The sequence below is a fragment of the Actimicrobium sp. CCC2.4 genome (assembly GCF_034347385.1).
GTDB lineage: Bacteria > Pseudomonadota > Gammaproteobacteria > Burkholderiales > Burkholderiaceae_D > Actimicrobium.
Genome location: NZ_CP133777.1, coordinates 87,253 through 107,054 on the forward strand (window position 1 = coordinate 87,253; position 19,802 = coordinate 107,054).

The 19,802-nt window shown below is 54.0% G+C and carries 16 protein-coding genes; 3 read left to right on the plus strand and 13 right to left on the minus strand.

Annotation, left to right across the window (positions count from 1 at the left end; genetic code table 11):
- Window positions 1-20: 20 nt before the first annotated feature.
- Genes RHM62_RS00445 through RHM62_RS00480 form a run of 8 tightly spaced genes read right to left on the minus strand, consistent with a single transcriptional unit; the run spans window position 21 to window position 10,160 of the window.
- Window positions 21-1,151, minus strand: a complete 1,131-nt coding sequence (locus RHM62_RS00445) for a deoxyguanosinetriphosphate triphosphohydrolase (RefSeq protein WP_322123650.1) — start codon at window positions 1,149-1,151, stop codon at window positions 21-23.
- Between the two features lie 19 nt (window positions 1,152-1,170).
- Window positions 1,171-2,841 carry a bifunctional shikimate kinase/3-dehydroquinate synthase AroKB gene (aroKB, locus tag RHM62_RS00450; RefSeq protein ID WP_322125282.1) on the minus strand — a complete coding sequence of 557 codons (1,671 nt, stop codon included), beginning with the start codon at window positions 2,839-2,841 and terminating at the stop codon, window positions 1,171-1,173.
- A gap of 29 nt (window positions 2,842-2,870) precedes the next feature.
- Entirely contained in the window at window positions 2,871-4,997 is a 2,127-nt protein-coding gene (locus RHM62_RS00455) for an Ig-like domain-containing protein (RefSeq protein WP_322123651.1), read from the minus strand.
- 58 nt (window positions 4,998-5,055) lie between these two features.
- Window positions 5,056-7,236, minus strand: a complete 2,181-nt coding sequence (gene pilQ, locus RHM62_RS00460) for a type IV pilus secretin PilQ (protein WP_416172278.1) — start codon at window positions 7,234-7,236, stop codon at window positions 5,056-5,058.
- Complete coding sequence (locus tag RHM62_RS00465) at window positions 7,233-7,745, minus strand: pilus assembly protein PilP (RefSeq protein ID WP_322123652.1); 513 nt, start codon at window positions 7,743-7,745, stop codon at window positions 7,233-7,235. Before RHM62_RS00465 ends, pilQ begins: the two co-directional genes overlap by 4 nt.
- A 26-nt stretch (window positions 7,746-7,771) precedes the next feature.
- The gene (locus tag RHM62_RS00470) at window positions 7,772-8,428 is read right to left on the minus strand and encodes a type 4a pilus biogenesis protein PilO (protein WP_322123653.1); all 657 of its coding nucleotides are present in this window, start codon (window positions 8,426-8,428) and stop codon (window positions 7,772-7,774) included.
- 14 nt (window positions 8,429-8,442) lie between these two features.
- The gene (locus RHM62_RS00475) at window positions 8,443-9,081 is read right to left on the minus strand and encodes a PilN domain-containing protein (RefSeq protein WP_322123654.1); all 639 of its coding nucleotides are present in this window, start codon (window positions 9,079-9,081) and stop codon (window positions 8,443-8,445) included.
- Window positions 9,081-10,160 (minus strand): pilus assembly protein PilM, encoded by a 1,080-nt coding sequence (locus tag RHM62_RS00480; protein WP_322123655.1) that lies wholly within the window; start codon window positions 10,158-10,160, stop codon window positions 9,081-9,083. The genes RHM62_RS00475 and RHM62_RS00480 overlap by 1 nt, the downstream gene beginning before the upstream one ends.
- A gap of 399 nt (window positions 10,161-10,559) precedes the next feature.
- On the opposite strand from RHM62_RS00480, the gene RHM62_RS00485 reads away from it, so the two are divergent.
- Window positions 10,560-12,839, plus strand: coding sequence for a penicillin-binding protein 1A (locus RHM62_RS00485; RefSeq protein ID WP_322123656.1), 2,280 nt, complete (start codon window positions 10,560-10,562; stop codon window positions 12,837-12,839).
- Here RHM62_RS00485 and cyaY read toward each other — a convergent pair.
- Window positions 12,836-13,177: an iron donor protein CyaY gene (gene cyaY, locus RHM62_RS00490; RefSeq protein ID WP_322123657.1), complete on the minus strand. Its 342-nt coding sequence runs from the start codon at window positions 13,175-13,177 to the stop codon at window positions 12,836-12,838. The two genes, RHM62_RS00485 and cyaY, sit on opposite strands and share 4 nt — an antisense overlap.
- 56 nt (window positions 13,178-13,233) lie before the next feature.
- On the opposite strand from cyaY, the gene lptM reads away from it, so the two are divergent.
- Window positions 13,234-13,410 carry an LPS translocon maturation chaperone LptM gene (gene lptM, locus RHM62_RS18990; protein WP_416172279.1) on the plus strand — a complete coding sequence of 59 codons (177 nt, stop codon included), beginning with the start codon at window positions 13,234-13,236 and terminating at the stop codon, window positions 13,408-13,410.
- Window positions 13,411-13,420: 10 nt separating this feature from the next.
- Entirely contained in the window at window positions 13,421-14,704 is a 1,284-nt protein-coding gene (gene lysA / locus RHM62_RS00495) for a diaminopimelate decarboxylase (RefSeq protein ID WP_322123658.1), read from the plus strand.
- A gap of 53 nt (window positions 14,705-14,757) precedes the next feature.
- On the opposite strand, the gene RHM62_RS00500 is transcribed toward lysA, so the two are convergent.
- The 4 genes from RHM62_RS00500 to RHM62_RS00515 form a co-directional block, all read right to left on the minus strand.
- On the minus strand, window positions 14,758-15,387 hold the full coding sequence (locus RHM62_RS00500) for a protein-methionine-sulfoxide reductase heme-binding subunit MsrQ (protein ID WP_322123659.1): 630 nt from the start codon (window positions 15,385-15,387) through the stop codon (window positions 14,758-14,760).
- Between the two features lie 2 nt (window positions 15,388-15,389).
- The gene (msrP, locus tag RHM62_RS00505) at window positions 15,390-16,370 is read right to left on the minus strand and encodes a protein-methionine-sulfoxide reductase catalytic subunit MsrP (protein WP_322123660.1); all 981 of its coding nucleotides are present in this window, start codon (window positions 16,368-16,370) and stop codon (window positions 15,390-15,392) included.
- Window positions 16,371-16,447: 77 nt separating this feature from the next.
- Window positions 16,448-17,599 (minus strand): c-type cytochrome biogenesis protein CcsB, encoded by a 1,152-nt coding sequence (gene ccsB, locus RHM62_RS00510; protein ID WP_322123661.1) that lies wholly within the window; start codon window positions 17,597-17,599, stop codon window positions 16,448-16,450.
- A 45-nt stretch (window positions 17,600-17,644) separates the two neighbouring features.
- The gene (locus tag RHM62_RS00515) at window positions 17,645-19,738 is read right to left on the minus strand and encodes a cytochrome c biogenesis protein ResB (RefSeq protein ID WP_322123662.1); all 2,094 of its coding nucleotides are present in this window, start codon (window positions 19,736-19,738) and stop codon (window positions 17,645-17,647) included.
- Window positions 19,739-19,802: the final 64 nt, after the last annotated feature.

Consider the following 19,802-nt stretch of genomic DNA (forward strand, 5'->3'; position numbering starts at 1 on the left):
GCTGCGACGGCCGACCCGGCTTAGAGTTCGTCCATCCTGAATATCCGCCGGTGTTCACGGATCGCATAGCGGTCCGTCATGCCGGCGATGTAGTCGGCCACCTTGCGCACCTGGCTGGTCGCATCACCTTCGCGGGACTCGTAGTCCGGCGACAGCAGACCGGGCTCGGCCATGAAGGCGGTAAACAGATCGGTGACGATACGGCGTGCCTTGCTGGTCATCCGGTTGACCAGATAATGGCGATACAGGTTCTCGCGCAGGAACTGCTTGAGCAGTGTCGCCTGCGCCTGCATCGCCGGTGAAAAAGCGATCAGTGGCGGCGCGTTGCGCACGTCGTCGACACTTTCCAGACGGGCTTGCCGGATGCGCTCGCGGGACGTGTCGATCAGGTCGACAACCAGCGCATTGATCATCTGCCGTATCGTTTCGCTGATCGCACGGCGACCGCTGATGCCCGGATAAACTTGCGCGACTTCGCGCCGGTGACGCGCATACAGATCGATCTCGTCGAGTTGCGTTTCCGTGAGCAGGCCGGAACGCAGGCCGTCATCGATATCGTGATTGTTGTAGGCAATTTCATCGGCCAGGTTGGCCAGCTGCGCTTCCAGCGTCGGCTGCTTCTTGTCGAGGAAGCGCTGGCCGATCGCACCGAGCGTGCGGGCGTTCGCTGCCGAACAATGTTTGAGGATGCCTTCGCGTGTTTCGAACATCAGGTTCAGGCCGTCGAACGCACCGTAACGCTCTTCCAGCACATCGACCACACGCAGGCTTTGCAGGTTGTGTTCGAAGCCGCCGTGGTCGCTCATGCAGGCATTGAGTGCATCCTGGCCGGCATGCCCGAATGGCGTATGGCCGAGGTCGTGTGCCAGCGAAATCGCTTCGATCAAGTCTTCATTGAGCTGCAGGTTGCGCGCCACCGAGCGCGCGATTTGCGCCACTTCGATGCTGTGCGTCAGGCGCGTTCGGAACAGGTCGCCTTCGTGATTAACGAACACCTGCGTCTTGTATTCGAGCCGGCGAAACGCGGCACAGTGAATGATGCGGTCGCGGTCGCGCTGGAATTCCGAGCGCGAGGCCGGCGCCGGTTCGGCGAACTGGCGTCCGGGCGATGCGTCAGGGCGGGCCGCGTATGGCGCCAATTCATCATTCATCAAAACCTCGTTGAGTTGGTCAGCAAGCGCGCTGTACGCACGCATGCAGCGTATGCGCAAGCACCGTGTCGGGCACGGTGCGGATGATGGCACTGCCCAGTGGTTGCAGCAGGATGAACTTGATCGCCCCGCCCTCGTTTTTCTTGTCGACCTGCATCAGTTCCAGCCAGGTCGCCAGTCCGAGGTCAGGCGCAATGACCGGCAAGCCCGCAGCGCTCACGATCCGTGCCAGACGGTCCCGCGCGACAGTATCGATCAGCCCCAGACGGCACGATAAATCGGCCGCCATCACCATTCCGCAACCCACTGCTTCACCATGCAACCAGGTGCCGTAACCGAGACCGGCTTCAATCGCATGGGCAAAGGTGTGGCCGAAATTGAGGATGGCGCGGATGCCCGATTCGCGCTCGTCCTGACGCACGATGTCGGCCTTGATTTCGCACGAACGCCGGATCACATGCGTCAGCGCGACGGCATCCCTGGCCAGCAGGGCCCCCATATTGGCTTCGACCCAGTCCAGAAAAACGGTATCGATAATCGCGCCGTGCTTGATCACTTCGGCCAGGCCTGCTGACAATTCGCGCGCCGGCAAGCTATCGAGCGTGGCGGTGTCCGCAATCACGGTCTGGGGCTGGTAGAACGCACCGATCATGTTCTTGCCAAGCGGATGATTGATGCCGGTCTTGCCACCGACCGACGAATCGACCTGCGACAGCAAGGTGGTCGGGATCTGGATCAGCGGTACGCCACGCATATAGCTCGCGGCCGCGAAGCCGGTCATGTCGCCGACCACGCCACCGCCGAGTGCAATCAGCGTGGTCTTGCGGTCGCACTTGTCGGTCAGCAAACCATCAAAAATCGCCATCAGGTTGGGCCAGGTTTTTTCTTCTTCGCCATCCGGCAGCACGACCGTGGTCACTTGCTTGCCGGCAGCGGCGAGACTGCGCGTCAGACGTTCCAGGTACAAGGGTGCAACAACGGTATTGGTGACAACTGCGACACGCTCTCCGTGCACGTGCTGGCGCAGCAAACCGGCATCGTCGAGCAAGCCGGGGCCGATCGTAATCGGGTAGCTGCGGGTGCCGAGATCGACCTGCAACCGGACCGGCACAGGGCGTGCAGCGCCAGGCTCGCGTGGGACAGGTGCTGGCGTTACGGTGGAAATGGGCATGGATTGGGAATTCATCGAGGGTTCGATGCAACGGTCGGGTGCTAACCCGAGATGCATCAGTATGTTATTGACCAAAAATTGTACATTGGGGCGACCGGTATCGATCACGATATCTGCAATCTCGGCGTACATCGGTTCGCGCTGACGGGACAAGTCTTCGAGACGACGACGCGGATCCGGCCCCTGTAGCAAGGGTCGATTCTTGTCGTGACTCGTGCGATGCAGGATGCTGCTGACACTGGCACGCAGGTAAATGACCGTACCCCGCTCTGCCAGCAGCGCGCGACTGGCCGGATTGAGGATTGCGCCACCGCCGGTGGCGAGCACGATATCGTCGAGTGCCGTCAGGTCTTTGATGACCTCGGCTTCGCGCTGGCGAAACGACGCCTCGCCTTCGACCTCGAAAATCACCGGAATCGAAGCACCAGTACGCGCCTCGATTTCGTGATCCGAATCAATGAACCGCTTGTTGAGTTTTCTGGCGAGGGCCCGGCCAACTGTCGTTTTGCCGGAGCCCATCAGGCCGATGAGGAAAATATTTTTTTTTGTCAATTTGAACTGAAGCCGAATACGGATCCGATAAGTTTAGGCGTGGTCGCCACAATGTTGACCGACCCTGATGCGCAAGTAGTGTCCGGCTTGATAGTAACCTGATGAAACGTGCCACCGACTTCGTTAGTCGATGGGACGATAGCGGGATAAAAGGTACCTGCCGAGATTTTGTTCGCATCGGCCGCAGACAGGGTGCTCTCCGCCGGAATAGGATTGTTATTGATGTCTGTCAGACGAAACACCAGTGTCTGCGCGCTGCAACCAGGTCCGGCAAGTCCGGCGATCACTGAAGCGGCACTGCCATCGGTAGTCGGATTCCAGTCGCGGCACGACGTGGACGTACAGAACTGACGAATCAAGGTCGCATGTGAACCGCTGAAAATGAATTCCCGCGACTGGCGTATGTAGTTGATGCCCCAGCGACCATCGCCGGCGGCACTGTATGTCGATTTGTTATATGGCACCGGCAAGTCGCCATTTGCCGCGTCATAAACCCCATCAAGTCCTCCCGTGCCGGTGACACCGTTGATTTTGGTAAGTACACCGGCATCGAGGAAGGCATCCGGCAGATCAGTAAATGGCTCACCACCGCTAATACACGTATCGATCAACGGTCTGAAAACGGCAGGGCTTGTGCTGTCGCCGCTAGTGAAATTACTGCAGGAATATTGCCCGTCACCGTTCGAATCGATGAAGTCTTCGATGCCCTGTGCATAAGCAAGCACGGTGACACGTCCATTCGCTGGTCGAAAGGATTGGCTAAACAACGAAACAGAACACAGACCGGACGCGTCGGTCTGGCAAGCACCTTGCGCTGATGAACCGACCGCCCCGCCTTCCGCAATGAAATTGACTGTCGTACCTGAGGCAATCGGATTGCCATACTGGTCAGCCATCCGGACAGTGATGAGCGCGGATACGCCGTCGTAATCGAGGCCTTCGATGTTGTACTTGTTAGCACTCACCGACATCGCTTTTTGGATTGGCAGGCCGGTCGATATGGTCAGATTGTCCGACAACACGCTTACGGTACTGCCGTTGGCGGTGCTCGCTTGAGCAATTACTTTCACCGGCGTCGGGATCGTACCCGACTGTACGCTGGTGGTGACATTTCCCTGACTGTCCGTCGTCGCTTGCGCGGGAAGGACCTTGAGGCCACCAGTGGTCGTGGTCGCAGCGAAAGAGACGTTCACGCCAGGGATTCCGGCACCGGTCTGGTCAACCACCTTAAAAGTCAATTGTGCCGACTCGCTGCGGCCCAGTCCGCCACTCCCCTTGAGAACCAGCGAAGAAAGCGGAGAACTGGAGCTAACAAAATTAATTGCACCCGCGCTGGCTACATTGACGCCAATGGAAATGGTTTTCGACGAGTTACCGATCGAAGCGGTAATCACGTCCGTCCCGCGTGTACACCCCTTGTTCAGATAAGTCGCCGTTGCATTACCACTCACAACACTACCCAGCGTCAGAACGGCAGTGCCATCACCGCTGCATAACGACGAAAGATTCAGGCCAGGGACAATCGAGACCGGCTGTCCATTATTGGTCACTGGAATATTCAGCGTCGTCGTACTGAGCGATGACAATGGTCCGCTCGGCGAAGGCGTGAACGATAGCGCGCCGACAAGCAGGTTGGCAGCACCTATCGAGACATTTGTCGTGCCGGAAGCCGTCTTGGCACCGAGCACAGCCTGTGCGGTAATCGTTGTAGCGCCGGCCGATGAAAAATCGACGGGCTTGACATTGATGACCGCCACGCCGGTGCTGTCTGTCAATGCGGATCCAGATATCGGGGAAAATTGCAGCAGTGTTGCGCTACCAACCGTAAATTGGACGACCGCGTTTGCTAGCGCGGCTCCCGTCGCATCTACAAATTTTGCCCGCACGGTCCCGACATCACCTCCCGACAATGCCGTTATTGTTGCACCAGCCCCATCGACGACCGACACGGTGAGCACCGCAGCTGCGATCGTGCCGGACTTCGTTCCCGTCGCAGTGCCGGAACCAACGCCCGTCGTCGTTCCTGCGGACCCGCCACCGCCACCGCAAGCAGCCAAACTGGCGACGAGAAGAGCGCCGAGCCCAATTTTACCGAGAGCAATACGCTTCAATTTACTGGTCATTTTTCAGTCCTGAATTTTTATTGTTAGCGCTACGTTGGCCGTCAATCACATCTCGCAATCAGCGCGCCGACAACCGGTCCGCCACAATTTTCGGCGTAATAAAGATCAGCAATTCCGTCTTGTCATTGGTGCGACCCGTCGTCTTGAACAAATTGCCCACCACAGGAAGATCGCCAAAGAACGGAATCTTGGTGACTGAGTCCAGCTCGCGCTGCGTGAAGATACCTCCCAGCACAACCGTACCGCCATTTTCGACCTGTACATTGGTTTTGACGTGCTTGGTATTAATGGCGAAACCACCCGGTGCCGGTGCCCCACGACTGTCCTTATTCACGTCCACGGTCAGGATGATATTGCCATCCGGCGTGATCTGGGGAGTTACTTCGAGCTTTAAATTGGCTTTCTTGAACTCCACTGACGTGGCACCACTGCTGGTCGCTTTTTGGTAGGGAATTTCTTCGCCCTGTTCGATCAGCGCTTGTTGCTGATCGGCAGTAACGACGCGCGGGCTCGAAATAACCTTGCCACGGCCATCGGCTTCGAGTGCCGACAGTTCCAGATTCAGGAATCGATTGGCAGCAGCGGAAAACAAGCTGACAGCAAGGCTGCCCGCATTGAGGCCATTGATTCCTGCGGCCGGCAAACTGACGAATTGCGAGTTCGGTATGAAGCTGCCATCGGTGATGGTCGCCTGTCCGGTTTGCTCGCCAACGCCAAGATAGTTGCCGGTCAGTCCGACACGGGTGTTGCCCGCGAGCTGATAACCACTGTCTCCGCCGCGTGCCGTGCGCAGGTCCGTAAACCCCAGCTTGGCACCGAGATTTTTGCTGAAGGTGTCGTCAGCTTCGACGATGCGCGCTTCGATCAGTACCTGACGCGTCGCTACGTCGGTGATCAGAATCAGCTTGCGGACTTCATCTAGCTTGGACGTGATGTCGGTCACGATGAGCTTATTGGTGCGTGGATCGATCGCTGCGCTGCCACGCTTGGACAGGATACGATTCTTGCCATCGCCGGAACCACTGTCAAGACCGAATACCATCTTGAACGCTTCGGCCTTCTGGTAATTGAGCTGGAAAGTTTCTGTCTTCAGTGGCTCGAGCTCGGCAATCTGCGCGCGCTGCTCAAGTTCGAGTTTTTCTTTGGTCAGCAATTCGTCTTTGGGCGCGATCCAGATCACCGTGCCGTTCTTGCGCATATCGAGTCCCTTGGCCTGCATCACGATATCTAGGGCCTGGTCCCACGGTACATCCTTGAGGCGCAGCGTCAAATTGCCGGAGACGGTGTCGCTGGTAATGATATTAAGACCCGTGAAATCGGCAATGACCTGCAGCACCGAACGCACTTCGACATTCTGGAAATTGAGTGAGAGTTTTTCTCCGCGGTAGCCTTGCGTACCCTGAGACAGTTTGTTCGGCTCCTCTTTGACGGGACGCACTTCGATGACCAGCTGGGTATCGCTCTGGTAAGCACTGTGTTCCCACAAGCCCTTGGGCTCGATGACCATGCGGACGTTGTCACCTTGCGGCGCAGTGGTGATAATTCGCACCGGCGTGCCAAAGTCACCGACATCCATGCGTCGGCGCAGGACATCCGGCAAACCGGCTTTCAGGAAATCGACGACGATAGTTTGTCCCTGCTGGCGCACATCTACGCCCATCTGGTTCGATGGCAGATCAATGACCACCCGTCCCTCGCCGGCAACGCCCCGCCGGAAATCGATGTCACGGATTTGCAGCTTGCCCGGGGGCGCTTTGCTCGCTGTATCGACTGCGACTGCGACACCAGCGGCATTGACCGGCGTGGCTACGCCACCCGATCCGTCAATGGTGATGGTGACGGCATTGCCTTCAACCACAGTGGCATAGTTAAGTGGCCGCGCGAGATTGAAGACCAGGCGTGAACGCTCGCCCGCCTGGACAACATTGACATTGCGTACGTCACCGAGGCCAATGTCCTGCGCTGACTTGCCAGTCGCATTCGTGGTGCCGGAAAAGTCGATCGCTATGCGTGCCGGACTATTGATTGAGAAGCCAATCGGTGGCTTGGTGACCGGATTTTTCATCAATATCTTGACGATGACATTGGCACCCTGCTGATTGGCGCTAATCGTCTGGATCGCATTTTCTTGCGCTTGCGCCGCCCCGGACGCACCGGTCAGGCCGATGAGGGCGCACAGGAATAGCAGCTTGTGCGCGATCATGTCGAATTTTCCAGACTGCTGTTTTAACACGGTCATTTCTTGGTCTCCTGCAGCTCTAACTTCGCTTTGCGCTCGACCCACTCGCCGGACGCATCCTGAACAATTTCTTTCAACTCAACGGCAGTCTCGGTAATGCCCGACACCATGCCGAAATTTTGTCCTATGTAACTCCCTGCCCTGACCTGAAACAAAGTCTTGTCAGCGAGGATCAGGGCGTAATTCAATCCCGGCTTTTGCAGCGTACCCACCATCTTCAACGTATCGATCGGATAGGCTTCGAGCGGCTCACGACGACGCTCGAGATCAGGCTTCATACCCGAGCTATTGGCTTGCAGTTTCGCAAACGCAACGGCGAGCTTGCCCGGGTTATAGGGATCGACCGCACTTTTCCCTTGATAAGTAAAAGGGGTGAATTTTTTCGGCGGAGACAAGGTCGGGATGGACACCTTGGTTTGCTGGCGGACACCATCCATCCATACCTTGACGTCAGGTACGCCGTTATCACTGCATCCGGAAAGACTCAAACCGAGCAATACCGCAAACATCCGTACTCCCGGGCGGCACCAACTGGTCATGGCTTGCCTCCCTTCTTATCGCTGGCCGCTTTGCGCTGCGCGAGGATTTCATCCTGATCGAGATAGCGAAATGTCTTGGCAACGGCTTCCAGTGTCAGCGCACCGGTCGTCCCTGTGATCAGATTCATATTGTTGAGCGTGACGATACGCGGCAGGTTGGCAATATCACTGGTGAAGGCACCAACATCGTGGTAATTCCCAGTCACTTTGATATCAATCGGCAGTTCGGCGTAGTAGTCGCGCACCACCACCTGACCCGGCTTGAACAGTTCGAACTGCAAGCCACGACCTACACCGGCTTGGTTAATATCTGACAGCAGTGCATCCATTTCCGCCTTGCTCGGCAATTGCTTTTCCAGTGTTGCGACGTATTCGCGCACTTGGACTTTCTGCTTCCGCAAGCCGTCTAGGTTGATGGATTGCTGGGTCTTTGACTTGTAGTCATTCTTGAGCGTGAGTTCAGCCGCCTCACCAGCATCCAGTTCGTCGACTTGCCCGCTCCAGTACAAAAACCAACCAAGTACCAATGCCAGCACCAGCACGCCAACCCCGCACAGCAAACGTGGTGCGACCGGCCAAAGACCCGGATTCCTTCCGCTTAGGCCACGAAACTGGACGGCCAGCGACGCTCCGAAATTATTCAAATCTGCCATCTCGGATCCTTCATTTATTTTGGTTTTACCGCTTCTGCTGGCGCGGGCGCGGTGGTCTTTTCCGTTGTACCAGTCTCGACAGGCTGGTCTTTGTCACGAGGTCGTTTGATGCCGACATTCACTGTGAAGTCAAATACCCGCTTGGCGTCCTTGCCTTGCCCGATGTTTGCGGCCTTGATTTCAATCAGATCAGGACGTTCCAGCCAAGGCGAGTTATTGCTGAGGTTACGCAGTAACTCCGACACCCTTTCGTTCGATTGAGCGTAGCCATTCAGGACAACACGCTGTCCGTCCTGCTTGAAGGCGCGCAAATAAACCCCTTCCGGCACTTGCTTGACCAATTCATCCATTAAATAGACCGGTTGATTGCGATCTCCCTGCAAGTCTTCGACTGCTTTTTGGCGCGCTTTGAGTGACTCGATCTCGGCCTTCAAGGTCGCGATCTCCTTGATCTCCTCATCGAGTTTGATGTTCTCCGCCTTGATGTAATCATTGCGCTGCGTTTGGGCAGAAATTTTATTGGCAATGACGACTCCGACAAGCAATACCACCAGTGCCCCCACCACCGCCGTTACTCCCATCATCGCAATGAAGGCGTTGATGCGCTGTTTTCGTCGCTCTTCGCGGTGCGGTAAAAGATTAATCCGGATCATTAGTCAAACCTCCGCAGAGCCAGACCACAAGCAACCAGGTAGGCGGGCGCCTCGTTGCGCAATTGTTTTTCTCGAATATTGGCACCAAATTGCATGCCATCGAAGGGGCTAACGACAGATGTCGATATTTTGGTCCGACTGGCAACTATCTCGGTCAGGCCGGCAAGAATTGCACAACCTCCGGCGAGAAAAATTTCGTCGATTCGCGTGTAAGGGGTAGACGTAAAAAAGAACTGTATCGCCCGCGTGACCTCCAGCGCAGCATTATCAAGAAATGGCTCTAGCAACTCGGCTTCATATCCTTCAGGCAAGTCACCGGATTTTTTCTTCGCCTCAGCATCTTCATAAGACAGTCCGTAAGTCCGTACGATGTCTTGTGTCAGTTGATGACCACCAAAAGGTTGCTCCCGTTCATAAATCGGCTGGCCGTCGAGCAGCACTGAAATATGGGTGACCTGCGTGCCAATTTGAAAAAGAGCGACGATCTGACCTCGCCCGCCCTGCGACGAACGGGCCACCAGTCGATCAAGTGCAGCACGAGCGGAGTAAGACTCGATGTCCATCACAACCGGCTTTAGTCCGGCAGCTTCGGCGACGGCGACACGATCTTCTACTTTTTCCTTGCGTGTCGCGGCGATCAATACCTCAACATCTTCCGGAGAATGCGCTGCAGGACCGACGACATCGAAATCGAGACTTACTTCATCAAGGGCAAATGGGATGTATTGACTGGCTTCGGTTTCGACCTGAAACTCGAGATCTTCTTCGGACAGCCCTCCGGGGAGGACAATTTTTTTGGTGATGACGGAAGCTGGTGGCATACCAAGCGCGACTAACTTGGCACGTGTTCCGCTCTTTTTCCAGACTCGCCTGACCGCCTCGGCAACCTGTTCGATATTTTCGATGTTACCGTCTACGACAGCGCCACGAGGCAACGATTCTGACGCGTAATGTTCCAGTCTGAGTTCATTTTTTCCGACCTCGGCGAGCTCCACTAGTTTGACGCCGGATGTGCTGATATCGAGGCCAATCATTGGCGCGTTTTTGCTGCCGAACAATGATCCGAGATCAAGAGCCAAAAGTACCCCCTGCATACGTTATTTTTATGTGAATCAGCGCGATTAAATACAAGTCAACGTTGCCGGACCATATCGTCAATCTGATAGCAAAATCCTGTTAATAAACCGAGGCTTAAAGAAAGTTCTTAAAGGTACATTAAATCCTAGCAATAAGACCGGGAAAGTAAAAGCAATTTCCACTAAGTAATTTGCAATGTCGTTGTCAAAAGCCGACGAGCTTTGTCGACGTTCGCGGATCCGGTGGTATTTCGGAGGCCCGCCAATCTGCGCGATTCGTGCCGCTATAATGCATCGGACTACGACCCTCCCCTTACAAGAATGATCACTAAAAAAACGTCTGAATCCATACCGTCGCGAGAAGAATCCTCACGCCCTGCTTCCAGCATGCTTAAGAAAATCATGCTCGCACTCGCCGGAATCGGCGCGGGACTTGCTCTTGCCGCAGCGTTGATTATCGGATTCACACTAGCATTGGCTTACCCCAAATTGCCTCCCCTGGATTCCCTGACCGACTATCGCCCGAAAATCCCTTTACGCATTTTTTCAGCCGATAACGTATTAATCGGTGAATTTGGCGAGGAACGTCGCAATCTGGTTCGCATCAAGGATATTCCCGAAATAATGAAGAAAGCCGTGCTGGCTATTGAGGATGACCGTTTCTACGAGCATGGTGGCGTTGATTATCTTGGAATTTTGAGAGCCGCATTACACAACCTGATGGGCGGAGCCAGACAAGGTGCCTCGACCATCACGCAACAGGTTGCCCGGAATTTTTTCCTGTCCAGCGAACAAACTCTCAAGCGCAAAGCGTACGAGGTCTTACTGGCCTGGAAAATTGAACAGAATCTGACCAAGGACCAAATTCTGGAGGTGTACCTGAACCAGATTTATCTCGGGCAACGCGCGTATGGATTTTCGTCAGCCGCACAGATATATTTTGGGAAAAAATTGCAGGATTTATCCATTGCTGAATCCGCGATGCTGGCCGGACTGCCGAAAGCCCCGTCAGCTTATAACCCCGTGGTCAACCCGAAGCGCGCGCGTGCACGCCAGCAATATATTCTCGTTCGCATGCATCAACTCGGCTACATCACTACGACACAGTTTAAGGAAGCGCAGCAAGAAGAACTCAAAATCAAGACGGACACTACCGAATTCGGGCTGCATGCTGAATATGTTGCCGAAATGACGCGGCAGTTGGTCTACGAGCAATTCAAGGAAGAAACCTATACACGTGGGCTCAGTGTATTCACCACCATTACCAAAGCAGATCAGGATGCCGCCTACATTGCGTTACGGCGCGGCGTGATGGACTACGAGAAGCGACACGGCTATCGAGGTCCGGAAGGGTATATGGATATTCCGGCAGTCAAAGACGAATCTGAAGACGCCATTGAAGTCGAACTGGCCGACCATCCCGACAGCGATGACATCATCGCAGCCGTCGTGCTGGAGGCGTCACCAAAAAGCGTTCGTGCGGTACTCGCCTCTGGGGAGGACATCACCATAACCGGTGCCGGCCTGTCATTTGCGACGAATTTACTAAGCGACAAAGCCCCACCAAATCGCCGCGTCAAACGTGGTGCCATCATCCGTATCATTCAGGATGGTCAATCCTGGAGTATTACGCAGATGCCAGAGGTGCAATCGGCATTTGTTTCCGCCAGCACCGAAGATGGAGCCATACGCGCACTGATTGGCGGATTCGACTTCAACCGCAACAAATTTAATCACGTCACCCAGGCATGGCGACAGCCGGGTTCGTCGTTCAAACCATTCATCTATTCGGCCTCACTCGAAAAGGGACTATCACCGTCGACCATCATCAATGACGCGCCCATCAGTTTCGGTGCAGGCCAAACCGGTGGCCAGGCCTGGGAACCCAAGAATTATGATGGTAAATATGAAGGCCCGATGACGATGCGGCGCGGCCTGACGAAATCGAAAAATATGATTTCGATCCGAATTCTCAACAAGATCGGCGCGAAATATGGGCAAGAATATGCAACCCGTTTCGGTTTCGATGCTGAAAAAAATCCGGCGTATCTGACGCTTGCGCTGGGTGCTGGTGCAGTGACTCCGCTACAAATGGCTGGCGCCTATGCCGTTTTTGCCAACGGCGGTTACAAGATTAGTCCCTATCTGATCTCAAAAATCGTCGACAGTGATGGCAAAATACTGTCGCAGGTCGTACCGGACAAGGCCGGCGATGAAGCGAATCGGGTCATCGATGTTCGCAACGCATTCCTCATGGACAGTATGCTCAAAGATGTCGTCAAATCCGGTACGGCGACAAAAGCGCTGGTGCTAAAGCGCACGGATATCGGTGGCAAGACTGGCACGACCAACGACTCGTTCGATGCCTGGTTTGCCGGCTATCAGCAAAAACTGGTGGGTATTGCCTGGATCGGCTTCGATCAACCAAAGAACCTGGGAAACCGCGAAACCGGCGGCGGGTTGGCGCTGCCGATCTGGATCAACTACATGCAAAAAACTTTAAAAGACATACCTGTCGATGAACGTGAGGTGCCACCAGGACTTATCCAATCCAACGGTGACTACTACTACGCCGAGAACCCTCCCGGCATGGGAGTGAGCAGCCTGGGCATCAATGATCAACCGGGACTCGGTCAGGATTCAGAAAAAATCCGGGATAATGTCAAGAATGAACTGTTTTAAACGCCCCGTGCAGCGATTGATATCTCTGCACCGCCTTGCTGGCTAATCATGGCCGACAGTGCGGTGAATAATTCCGAGTCATCGCGGGTGTTACACCATTGTTGTCCATCGTACTTGTAGTGATAGCCTCCCGACTTTGCCGCGACCCACATTTCACGCATTGGTGCCTGGCTATTGACGATGATTTTCGAGCCGGTATCGACAAATTCAATTTCAAGAACGTTGCCGCTACGACTGCATTCGACATCCACGGCATCGACAATATCGGGGCGCTCCAGAGCCGCCTCAATGCCGCTCAATACGGCATCTGCCAGGGTCAGAAAATCGGATTCTGTCATGATAAACTCCAGTCGATATTTGAAACCGAGATTCTAACGTGAAGCACTCTCCCCTGATGTATCAGCTATTTTTTTCAGCAACCGTGCTAGTTGCGGGTATTGTTCTTGGTGGCTGTGGCCAGCGCGGCCCATTAACTCTCCCGGTTAGGCCAGCAGCGATTTCCACGACGCCAATACCGCCGGCATCATCCGTCACGCCGCCGGTTCCCGCGACTGACCCCACTCTTAAATAGCCTTCGCACCATGCCCCATTTTTCTATCCAGAATCGCACTCTGTGCGCCGAGACCCAACCGCTCACGACGATTGCCGACGAATTCGGCACTCCGACTTACGTCTACTCAAAAGCCGCCATCACCGAGAATTACCTGTCGTATGCCAACGCTTGCAGAGAAAATGGTCGTACCGAGCACACGGCACTCGTATGTTATTCGGTCAAGTCAAATTCCAATTTGGCCGTGCTGCACTTGCTCAGTCAACTGGGATCGGGCTTCGACATTGTTTCGAGCGGAGAATTGCTGCGGGTACTTGCTGCAGGCGGTGATCCCGAGAAAGTTATTTTTTCAGGTGTCGGAAAGACCCGCGACGAAATGCGACTGGCACTGTCCCACGGCATCGCTTGCTTCAATGTGGAATCGACGTCCGAATTGCATCGACTCTCTGCGGTGGCCATCGAGATGCAGTTGACCGCATCGATTTCGTTGCGGGTTAACCCGAACGTTGATGCCAAGACGCACCCATATATTTCCACTGGCCTCAAGGAAAATAAATTCGGCGTTGCTATCGAAGACGCACTGATGATCTATCGCACTGCCGCAAGCCTGCCTGGCATCCGCGTCGTCGGTATTGATTGCCACATCGGGTCGCAACTGCTCGACGATGCGCCATTGCTGGAGGCGCTCGACAAGCTGATCGAACTGATCGATGTGCTGGCGGCTGAAGATATCGTCATTCACCACCTCGATATCGGCGGCGGTTTAGGTATCGATTACGAAGCGGAGGCGCCAGTCACTGTCGGCGACTATCTGACAAGACTGTTCCGTAAAATCGATACCTGGCGAGCTGAGAAATACGGGGGCGTACCGATTAAAGTCCTATTTGAACCTGGCAGGTCAATCGTCGGCAACGCCGGCGTGTTACTGACGCGGGTCGAGTACCTGAAACCTGGCAGCGAAAAGAATTTCGCAATCGTGGATGCAGCGATGAACGACTTAATGCGTCCCGCGATGTATCAGGCTTGGCACGGGGTACAGACCGTCGTACAGCGCGATGGCGAAGCGGTCGTCTGGGACATCGTTGGTCCGGTGTGCGAATCCGGCGATTGGCTCGCTCGTGCACGCACGTTATTCCTTGAAGAAGGCGACTTGCTGGCGATCCACTCGGCGGGTGCTTACGGCATGACCATGTCCTCCAATTACAATACGAGGGGACGTGCTGCCGAGGTCATGGTTGACGGCAACGTGAGCCATCTGATCCGCCAGCGTGAAACGCCGGAACAGTTATTTGCTCTTGAAAAAATTCTTCCGTAAAAACCCCGCTCTGCGGTTTAGAGACGACTCAAGTTTTTAACGTTCCTTGCACGTCAAGCACTAGCTTGACGTGATGCCGCTTGCCAGCGCCACACAACCCGCATTGCCAGCAATACCAACACCAGCAAGGCAAACAACAAGGGTTGGAACAAGTTATTCTTCGCCGCTTTCATCCACCAGAAGTGCAATACGCCCAAAGGTACGATCAGATAAATTAACCTATGCAGCCATTGCCAGCGCTTTCCACCAAGCCGCCGCACCATTTTGTTGGTACTTGTTACCGCCAGCGGCACGAGTAACACGAAGGCCGCGAACCCTACCGTGATGAATGGCCGTTTGATGACGTCGCTCCACATCGCAACAACATCAAAAGCGTGGTCGAACCACAGAAAAGTCAGGAAGTGCAGCGTGACGTAAAAGAATGCGAACAGGCCTGTCATACGGCGCAATTTGATCAGCCAGTTCCAGCCTGTCAGCTTGCGCAGCGGGGTTATCGCAAGGGTCAGGCACAGTAGGTACAAGGTCCAGGCACCCGTATTGCGGGTGATGAATTCAACCGGATTTGCGCCAAGCTGATCGATGAATGCCGCCACGAAAAGCCGCAGAAATGGCAGCAATCCCAGTGTAAAAAGTCCAATTTTCAGCCAGCGCATTTGCGCTACCGACGGTGAGTTAAATACCATGGTCAGAAAAACTTTTTCAGATCCATGCCTTTGTACAACGAGGCGACATCACCGTAGCCGTTGAACATCAGCGTCTTGCGTTTCCGGGTAAACAATCCATCTTCACCGATCCGACGCTCGCTGGCCTGAGACCAACGTGGATGATCAACTTCCGGATTAACGTTGGAATAAAATCCGTACTCTTGCGCCGCTGCGATATTCCACGCCGTGCGCGGTTCTTCCTTAGTAAAACGAATTTTGACAATGGATTTGGGCGATTTAAATCCGTATTTCCATGGCACAACGATACGGACGGGCGCGCCATTCTGATTTGGTAAAACTTCGCCGTACATCCCCAACCCCAGTAGCGCCAGCGGATGGTTCGCTTCATCGAGTCGCAAGCCTTCTACATAAGGCCATTCAAGGACCGGGCTTCCCAAGCCTGGCATGCGTGCTTTGTCTGCCAATGAAATGAATTCGACGTATTTGGCGTTACCGGTGGGCTCCACTTTTTTGATCAACTCCGACAACGAATAACCGACCCAAGGTATGACCATTGACCATCCTTCGACGCAGCGAAGTCGATAGATACGTTCTTCGAGTGGTGCCAGTTTCATCAAGCTGTCAAGGTCCAGCGTCATTGGCTTCTTGACTTCGCCTTCAATGGAGATGGTCCACGGACGCGGCTTGAGCGTTCCTGCGTACTTCGCAGGATCGGTCTTGTCGGTGCCAAATTCGTAAAAGTTGTTGTAGGTGGTGGCATCCTTGTACGGAGTGGATTTATCCATCAATACGTAAGCAGGATTCAATTTTGCAGATAATTTTTGGGCAGAAGGCGTTTGGGCGAAGGCTTCCCGGCTAGCCATTTCAAGCACTGCACCGCTGGCAATCGAGCCGATAGCCAGTTGTTTGATAAAACTCCGGCGCGCTTCGAAAACCGCTCGAGGGGTGATTTCGGAAGAGTATGGCAACTCGATTCCGTTTGGACTGCGGTTGATCAGCATGATGACTCCGTGACTTGAACTGTAAGGTAGCGCTAGGTCTGCTAGGACAGCGCCAACCTTACACGAAATTCAAATAGTCAGAGTTGGCCGTAACTATGCAAGCCGGAAAGGAACATGTTCACGCCAAGGAATGCAAATGTCGTAATCAGCAACCCGACCAACGCCCACCAGGCGGCGAAGCGACCGCGCAAACCCTTCATCAACCGCATGTGCAACCACGCCGCATAGTTCAGCCAGACGATCAGCGCCCACGTTTCCTTGGGGTCCCAGGACCAGTAGCCACCCCATGCTTCCGCGGCCCACAAACCACCAAGAATGGTTGCGATGGTAAAAAATGTAAAGCCAACAGCGATCGCCTTGTACATCACATCATCGAGCACTTCCAGCGAGGGCAAGCGATCTTCCAGATATCCTTTTGATTTCAGCAGATAGGCTACCGCTACCATCGCCGCCAACGAGAATGTCCCGTAGCCAACGAAATTAGCCGGCACATGAATCTTCATCCACCAACTCTGTAATGCCGGCACGAGTGGCTGGATTTCTGCGGCATCACGGCTAACCGTGTACCACAGCAAGAATCCGACCGCCGCTGAGATCACCACCAGGACGAAAGCACCCATCTGCCGGGTTTTATAGTGTTGCTCGTAATACAGGTAGAACAGCGCAGTAATCATGCAGAACAGCACAAACACTTCGTACAGGTTTGATACGGGAATATGGCCCACGTCTACGCCGATCAAGTAGGACTCATACCAGCGCACTAACATACCGGTAAACCCGAATACTACGGCTGCCCAGCACAGCTTGCTACCTATGGCACCACCGAAATCAGAACGGGCGATCAATCCACCCCAGTAGAACAGCGTCGACAAGAAAAACAGCACACTCATCCAGAGAATGGCTGATTGGCTTGATAGCAGGTATTTAAGGAAAAATTTCTTATTTGCCATGTCGAGAACACCACCGTACATCGCCATCGCTGATAGCGATAGCACGGCCAACCCCAGCATTAACGGACGAATCGGCTTCCATTGCCAGCCCAACCAGGCGAATACCGGTGCGGACATAACAAGGATTATCTTTTCGTAGTAGTCCATGAAGGCACCAAACCGGCTTAGCGCATAAAACGACGCGACTACAAGTACGACAGCGAATAACCAGTCTACCGGTCCGAGTTTCTTGAAAAATCCTGTCGGCGCAGTGTAAGGACGTTGTTGGGTAAGTTGCATAATGTTCTCCGGTGTCGCTGCCATCGAATGGTGGTCGCGACGGGTTCAGGAATTTTGTGGCAATTGCTGTTTCAGGTTCTCAAATTCATTTTCAAAATCGAGCGTAATCCGCTGCGAACTCATCGCCATCAGCGCGTGTGCCTGATCATCGTCTGTCGTCGTGATCCATATCCAAAGCCGGCGTTCGCGAATATACAGCATCGAGAAAACACCCAGAACGAGAAATAGGCAGCCAAGATAAACCACGTTTTGACCAGGCGCGCGAGTCACTTGCAACACCGAAGCTTTGACTTCGTCGAACTCTTTGAGTTGCAAGTATATCGGCGCGCCATAGAAAAATGTATCGGCATAGGCATTGGTAGCTAGCTGTAAAAACCGCGCATGCTTTTCATCGGCTGCTAGCACGGGCAAGCCATCCGCCTGACGTGCAATTTGCCAGAGATCCCACAAGCTGCCATTTAGAATTTTCATAAAAATACCGGCTGCCTTTTCTTGCTCGGCTGACGGGATCCGCTCGAGGAAGCGCGATACGGCAACGTAACCTGACTGTTTGTTATCGCCGGAAAAAATGGTCATGCCGCGTATCGCTGACTGAGCCAACTGCTCTCGTAGCGCTTGTGAACCATCGCTGGACTGGGGCAATGCGCGCTGTGCATACCGCTGGGCTGCCTGCTCACGAAATACCGGATTTTGGATTGCGGCACGCAATCGCATCCATTCATCGACGGTGTCGTTGTCATCGGCAGGAATGCGCAGGTAACGAAATTGCTCGGACGGAGAGTCACGCATACCAGCCAAAAATACATAACCGTCGTCCGACTTTACCGACATCATATAGTTCTGATACTCGCGCGCCTGACCTGTTTTATCGCGCAATTTATATTGCACACTCGGGCCTACATTTTTCAAATCCTTGGAAATCGCACTTTTCGCACCTGACCCCAGATGCTTGCCGAGACTGTCAACGAAGCTCTGCGATGCCTTAACCGATCGCAAATCCTGACCGTTTTGTGACATATTTTCAACGTTAAAAGGCCTAAAACCCGACCATTCAACCGAGTACGCAACATCGTTGCTTCTCAACGGTGTTGCGTTACCAACTACCCCGGACAGTGGGAATACGACATTGCCGGCACCCGACATCGGATGACCTGTCAACTTCAGCTTGGTTCCACCATCCTCAAAACTGGATTGATATACCGATAGACCTTTGTAGACCAATGGCTGATTAACCTTGATGGTAGCTGGAAATTTCTTTCCACTTTCATGGTCAGTGATCTCCACCTCGCTAGCAAACAGCTTGGGCATACCCGTCGAATAAAAATCAATAATGAAACGTTTCAGCGTGATCGTGAATGGTAAATCCTGAATATAGACGCCATTTTTTTGCGAGATAATCGCTGTATTGCTACTCGCGCCTTCGGGAATGAGCGTGTTACCTCGAAAGGTCGGGTTTCCGAGGCCAAGTCGATGTTGTGCGGGAATGTCTGCAATGACACCGTTGCCTACAAATGGCGTTTTATTCTGGAACCATCCCTGGAAGCGGATTGGTAGATCAGAGTCGAGCAGTCCACCGATGCAGATGATCACAATGGCGCTGTGGGCAAAAATATAGCCCCACTTATTGGCAGCTCCCTGTTTGGCAGCGAGCAATATAGCTTGATCTTTCTCGACCAACTTGACCTTGTAGCCACGCGCAATGATCCGCTCGGACAATTGCGCAGCCAACGCCGCGCGCGATCCGGCAAAATCCCATTCCGCCTTATGCCGGAAATTTCGCAGCGATTGCTCGCGAACGTTTTCCCGCCAGCTACGCATGTCCTTCAGCATCTTGGGGGCATTCCGGGTAATGCAAAGCGATGTCGAAGCAACGAGAAACGCCAGTATCAGGAGAAACCACCAGGATGAATAAACGGAGTACAAGCCGATCTTTCCGAATACATCAAACCAGAACGGACCGAACTGGTTCACGTAATTAGGCATTGGCTCGTTTTGCTTCATCACCGTACCGATGATCGAAGCGATGGCCAGCAACGATAGCAAGCTAATCGCAAAACGCATGGATGAGATTAGCTCAACAATAGTGGCGAGCCATCGTCGGTCGGTTTTCAGCTGTACACCTGTCGTGCTTGTGGTCATGGTCACTCGAAATGCAAAAAGGGGCGGCCTCAGCCACCCCTCTGGTCGTTATTCGGACGGACTT

Coding starts and splice junctions, on each gene's coding strand:
- RHM62_RS00465 (WP_322123652.1), bottom strand. CDS start 7,745: ATGTTTGCGGTATTGCTCGGTTTGAGTCTTTCCGGATGCAGTGATAAC.
- aroKB (WP_322125282.1), bottom strand. CDS start 2,841: ATGGGCTCCGGCAAAACGACAGTTGGCCGGGCCCTCGCCAGAAAACTC.
- RHM62_RS00445 (WP_322123650.1), bottom strand. CDS start 1,151: ATGAATGATGAATTGGCGCCATACGCGGCCCGCCCTGACGCATCGCCC.
- RHM62_RS00475 (WP_322123654.1), bottom strand. CDS start 9,081: ATGATCCGGATTAATCTTTTACCGCACCGCGAAGAGCGACGAAAACAG.
- msrP (WP_322123660.1), bottom strand. CDS start 16,370: ATGCTGATCAACCGCAGTCCAAACGGAATCGAGTTGCCATACTCTTCC.
- RHM62_RS00500 (WP_322123659.1), bottom strand. CDS start 15,387: ATGGTATTTAACTCACCGTCGGTAGCGCAAATGCGCTGGCTGAAAATT.
- lptM (WP_416172279.1), top strand. CDS start 13,234: ATGTATCAGCTATTTTTTTCAGCAACCGTGCTAGTTGCGGGTATTGTT.
- cyaY (WP_322123657.1), bottom strand. CDS start 13,177: ATGACAGAATCCGATTTTCTGACCCTGGCAGATGCCGTATTGAGCGGC.
- RHM62_RS00485 (WP_322123656.1), top strand. CDS start 10,560: ATGCTCGCACTCGCCGGAATCGGCGCGGGACTTGCTCTTGCCGCAGCG.
- ccsB (WP_322123661.1), bottom strand. CDS start 17,599: ATGCAACTTACCCAACAACGTCCTTACACTGCGCCGACAGGATTTTTC.
- RHM62_RS00455 (WP_322123651.1), bottom strand. CDS start 4,997: ATGACCAGTAAATTGAAGCGTATTGCTCTCGGTAAAATTGGGCTCGGC.
- lysA (WP_322123658.1), top strand. CDS start 13,421: ATGCCCCATTTTTCTATCCAGAATCGCACTCTGTGCGCCGAGACCCAA.
- pilQ (WP_416172278.1), bottom strand. CDS start 7,236: ATGACCGTGTTAAAACAGCAGTCTGGAAAATTCGACATGATCGCGCAC.
- RHM62_RS00515 (WP_322123662.1), bottom strand. CDS start 19,738: ATGACCACAAGCACGACAGGTGTACAGCTGAAAACCGACCGACGATGG.
- RHM62_RS00470 (WP_322123653.1), bottom strand. CDS start 8,428: ATGGCAGATTTGAATAATTTCGGAGCGTCGCTGGCCGTCCAGTTTCGT.